5 protein-coding genes and 1 pseudogene are annotated in these 4,265 nt (G+C 73.3%); 2 read left to right on the forward strand and 4 right to left on the reverse strand.

Annotated elements, in window-relative coordinates; all coding sequences use genetic code 11:
• A pseudogene (locus tag JNW89_RS29315) lies at positions 1–500 on the reverse strand (aminotransferase class V-fold PLP-dependent enzyme); the annotation flags it as partial.
• A 170-nt stretch (positions 501–670) separates the two neighbouring features.
• On the opposite strand from JNW89_RS29315, the gene coxB reads away from it, so the two are divergent.
• The gene (coxB, locus tag JNW89_RS29320) at positions 671–1,642 is read left to right on the forward strand and encodes a cytochrome c oxidase subunit II (protein ID WP_238451557.1); all 972 of its coding nucleotides are present in this window, start codon (positions 671–673) and stop codon (positions 1,640–1,642) included.
• A gap of 10 nt (positions 1,643–1,652) precedes the next feature.
• Positions 1,653–2,081, forward strand: coding sequence for a cytochrome c oxidase subunit 4 (locus tag JNW89_RS29325; RefSeq protein ID WP_238451558.1), 429 nt, complete (start codon positions 1,653–1,655; stop codon positions 2,079–2,081).
• A gap of 210 nt (positions 2,082–2,291) precedes the next feature.
• Here JNW89_RS29325 and JNW89_RS29330 read toward each other — a convergent pair whose 3' ends face one another.
• From JNW89_RS29330 to JNW89_RS29340, 3 genes are all read right to left on the reverse strand, one after another.
• Entirely contained in the window at positions 2,292–2,504 is a 213-nt protein-coding gene (locus tag JNW89_RS29330) for a hypothetical protein (RefSeq protein WP_238451559.1), read from the reverse strand.
• A gap of 116 nt (positions 2,505–2,620) precedes the next feature.
• Entirely contained in the window at positions 2,621–3,667 is a 1,047-nt protein-coding gene (trpD, locus tag JNW89_RS29335; protein WP_238451560.1) for an anthranilate phosphoribosyltransferase, read from the reverse strand.
• Positions 3,668–3,755: 88 nt separating this feature from the next.
• Positions 3,756–4,151: a hypothetical protein gene (locus tag JNW89_RS29340; protein WP_154943960.1), complete on the reverse strand. Its 396-nt coding sequence runs from the start codon at positions 4,149–4,151 to the stop codon at positions 3,756–3,758.
• Between the last annotated feature and the right edge of the window lie 114 nt (positions 4,152–4,265).

Raw genomic sequence — 4,265 nt, forward strand, 5'->3', positions numbered from 1 at the left:
CCCGGGCCACCGGCCTGGACCGTGCCCACCTCGTGGCTGGCGGCGAAGTCAGAGCGCGGCCAGCGCGACCCCGGGGGCGCGTACCGCGTCGGACCAGGCGGACTCCTCGAGCCGGCCGAGCCGGTCCCACCGGCACGGCGACCGCGCCGCCGCCACCGGGCCACGTGCCGCTCGGCGGCGTGCAGCACCGCGGAGTGCTCGATCGCCGAGTGCACCAGCGTCGCCCCGACCCGCCGCCGCCCGGCCAGGCCACCCAGCACCGCCCCGTGCGCCGCGGTCGTACCGCTGGGGTGAAGGAGAGCTCGTCGGCGGCGGACGCCGAGCGTGGCCGCGGTGGCCTCGCGGGCGGCGTCGAGGAGCTGGCGGGCCCGGCGGGCCTGGGTGTACAGCCTGGCCGGGTCGGCCCAGCCGTCGTCGAGAGCGGCCAGCAGCGCCTGCCGGGCCACCGGGTGCAGCGGCGCGGCGGTGGCCGCATCCAGGTAGACAGGGGTAGGGCTCACGACAGCCCACGCTATCGGGTCGGTATGCCCACGAGGCCCCCGATGGGGGCGCACAGTGACCCCAACACGGTCGAGCCCGTCATGGTCGAGTAATCTGCGACCGTCGGTGACGCCTTTGCCGTCGGTGCTTCAGGGAAACCCACCGCGGCGCGCTAGGGAGGCAGGACCAGGTGGTCGCAAGGAGTTCGGAGGTACGGCCCGCGGCCGTACGGCACAGCGCTTCCCCAGGAGCCGGTGGGCGCCGGCGGCGTGGTGCTGGTCGACTCGCCGGGCTCGGTCTCGGCGGAGCGGCGCTGCTGGTTCTGCTCACCGGCTGCAACGTCGGCAGCTCGGTCGACGGTTTCGGCTGGCCGCAGGGCGGCATCTCGCCGGAGTCGCACCGGATGTACGACCTGTGGATCGCCTCCTGCATCGCCGCCCTCGCGGTCGGCGTCTTCGTCTGGGGCCTGATCTTCTGGTGCGTCGTGCGCTACCGCAAGCGGGGCAACGAGCTGCCGGTGCAGACCCGGTACAACCTGCCGATGGAGTTCCTCTACACCATCGCGCCGATCCTGATCGTCTCCGTGCTCTTCTACTACACGGCGGTCGTGCAGACCGACGTGGTGCGGACCACGAAGAACCCCGACGTGACCGTCGAGGTCGTCGCGTTCAAGTGGAACTGGCAGTTCAACTACCGCGACGGTCAGGGCCCCGAGGCCAACACCGTGGCGTCGGTGCTGGGCACCAGCGAGGTCATCCCGGTGCTGGTCCTGCCGACCGACCGGTCGATCCGCTTCGAGGAGACCAGCCGCGACGTCATCCACTCGTTCTGGGTGCCGGAGCTGCTGTTCAAGCGGGACGTCATGCCGGGCAACATCCGCAACGTCTTCGAGATCTCCAAGCTCCAGTCCGAGGGCGCGTACGTCGGCCGGTGCGCCGAGCTCTGCGGCAGCTACCACGCCTTCATGAACTTCGAGCTGCGCGTCGTCTCTCCGGAGAAGTACGACCAGTTCCTGGCGGCCAAGCGGGACGGCAAGTCGACGCAGGAGGCGCTCAGCGCCATCGGCGAGGACCCGTACGCGTCGACCACCATCCCGTTCAAGACGCGGCGCAACGTGGCCACCTTCAACCCCGACAAGTCGCACTCCGACCCGAGGAACTGAGGGAACCGAGATGAAGACCGAGTGGCGTATCTTCCTGGTCATCGCCGCGTTCCTGTTCGGCGCGACGGTGCTCTACGGTGCCTGGACCTGGGGTGACTCGGGCGGCCGGGTCGAGTGGGTCGGCACGGTGGCTCTGCTGCTGTCGTTCCTGCTCTGCACGATGTGCGGTGGCTTCTTCTGGTTCGTCTCCCGCCGCATCGACCTGCGCCCGGAGGACCGGCCGGACGGCGAGATCGCCGACGGCGCGGGCGAGATCGGCTTCTTCAGCCCGGGCAGCTACTGGCCGTTCGGCCTGGCGCTGGCCGCCGCGGTGGCCGGCCTGGGCCTGGTGTACTGGCAGTTCTGGCTGGTGGGCGTCGGCCTGGTCGCGGTCATCTTCGCCGCGTGCGGCCTGCTCTTCGAGTACTACACCGGCACCCGGCGTACCGCCGAGCACTGATCCGACGGCTTCGCCCGTAGGCCCGCGTCCCGCTCCGGGACGCGGGCCTACGCGTGTTTCCGGCCCCCTGAGTCGTCCACGACATCAGGTCGACAGGTCGGCCACGGCATCAGGTCGACCGGCCCGGGACGCCGGTCGCGCGGTCGCCGGCGGGGCCAACGGCCCGGCAGCACGGCGAGTGGGAACACGCGATGAGGGCGGGGCCGCGGGTCAGGCCGCGCGGCGGCCCGACCGGGAGGTCGCCCGCGGGCGCCGGTCGGCCAGGCGCGGGGCGGGAAAGGCGAAGGTGGCGATCAGCACGGCCGTGCCGCAGCCGGTGCAGATCAACTCGGGGCAGTCGAGGTCGTGACCGTCGACGCAGGGCGGGACCTCGAACGGCTGCACGCCCTCGCAGGTGTCGCAGTAGAGCTCGCGGTCCGACACGGGCGTCTCCTCTCGCTCCGGTGCCCGCCGACGACCATCGGAGCCATCGGCGGAAAACGGAAATTACTCCCGTGTAGTTTGGCACGCCCCTGCGACAGTTCCGCCGCGCCACCCGCTCAGCGGGTGCGGGCCACCTCGACCCAGCGCTCCAGGACGGCGGCCGCCGCGCCCGAGTCGATCGACTCGGCGGCCCGGCCCAGCCCGGCCCGCAGCGCCTCGGTCAGGTCGCCGTCCAGCGGCCCCTGGGTGGCCAGCGCGGCGGCGGAGTTGACCAGCACGGCGTCCCGCACCGGGCCGGTCTCCCCGGCCAGCAGCCGGCGGGCCACCCCGGCGTTGTACGCCGCGTCCCCGCCCCGCAGGTCGGCCAGGGTGGACCGGGGTACCCCGAGGTCCGTCGCGTCCAGCACGGCCTCTCTGACGGTGCCCTGCTGGGCCACCCAGACCCGGGTGGGCGCGGCGGTGGTGAACTCGTCCAGGCCGTCCTCGCCGCGCATCACGATCGCCGAGTCGCCCCGCCCGGCGAAGACGGCCGCCATCACCGGCGCCATCCGCGCGTCGAAGCAGCCCACCGCGCCGGCCCGGGGACGGGCCGGGTTGGTCAGCGGGCCGAGGAAGTTGAAGAAGGTGGGTACGCCGATCTCCCGGCGGACCGGGCCGGCGTGCCGCATCCCCGGGTGGAACCGGCCGGCGAAGCAGAACCCGATCCCGGCCTCCTCGACGCAGCGGGCGACCTGCTCGGGCGCCAGGTCCAGCGGCACGCCGAGGAACTCCAGCAGGTCGGCGGTGCCGCAGAGCGAGGAGGCCGCGCGGTTGCCGTGCTTGACCACCCGGACGCCGGCGCCGGCCACCACGAGGGCGGTCATCGTGGAGATGTTCACGGTGTGGGCGAGGTCACCGCCGGTGCCGACCACGTCCAGCGCGGTGCGCCGCAGCTCCTCGGGCAGCTCGACCGGGACCGCCCGGCCGAGCATCGCCTCCACCAGGCCGGCCAGCTCGGCGGGGGTCTCGCCCTTGGCCCGCAGCGCCACCGCGAAGGCGGCGACCTGGGACGGGGCGGCCGCGCCGGTCATGATCTCGTCCATCGCCCACGCGGTGTCCGCGGTGGAGAGCTCGTTACCGCGCAGCAGCGCGTTGAGCAGGTGCGGCCAGGTCCGTTCGCCCATGGTGGGCCTCCCGAGCGGGCGTGGGTGCGGGTGGGACGGGGACGGCGCCCGTCGCCCGGGCGCCGGAGGCGCCGCCGAGCGCGCAGACTCAGGCGGCGGCGTGCGTACGCAGCAGTTCGGCGACCGTGGTGCCGGTGGTCACCGGGTCGAGCGGGTGCACCAGCGTGGCGTCGACCTGCGCGTACGCGGCGAGCCATCGGTCGGCGGAGCGGGCGATGACCACGCAGGTGGGCGGGGCGTCGTCCCGGTCGTCCTTGATCTGGCGGGCGATGCCGATGCCGCCGCCCGGGCTGGCCTCGCCGTCGAGCAGCATGAGGTCGATCTCGTAGTCGTCGACCAGTCGGATGCACTCGGCGTACGTGGCGGCCTCGACGAACTCGATCTCGAGGCCGGGCGCCGGGCGGGTGCCGACGGCCAGCCGCATCCGGTCACGGACCTGCGGGTCGTCGCTGTAGAGCAGGACGGTGCACTGACGATCGCTCATCGCTGGACTGGCTCCCACCTCGTAGCTGCCCGCTGATGGTACCCGCCGGTGTGGCGTACCCGACATCCCGCCCGGCCGGCCCGCGCGGACGCCGCGTCGGCGCAGCTCAGGCCG

The sequence above is a fragment of the Micromonospora sp. 4G55 genome (genome assembly GCF_016803375.1).

Bases quoted from the DNA above. Each gene is read 5' to 3' on its own strand.
- JNW89_RS29325 (WP_238451558.1), top strand. From the start codon at position 1,653: ATGAAGACCGAGTGGCGTATCTTCCTGGTCATCGCCGCGTTCCTGTTC.
- trpD (WP_238451560.1), bottom strand. From the start codon at position 3,667: ATGGGCGAACGGACCTGGCCGCACCTGCTCAACGCGCTGCTGCGCGGT.
- JNW89_RS29340 (WP_154943960.1), bottom strand. From the start codon at position 4,151: ATGAGCGATCGTCAGTGCACCGTCCTGCTCTACAGCGACGACCCGCAG.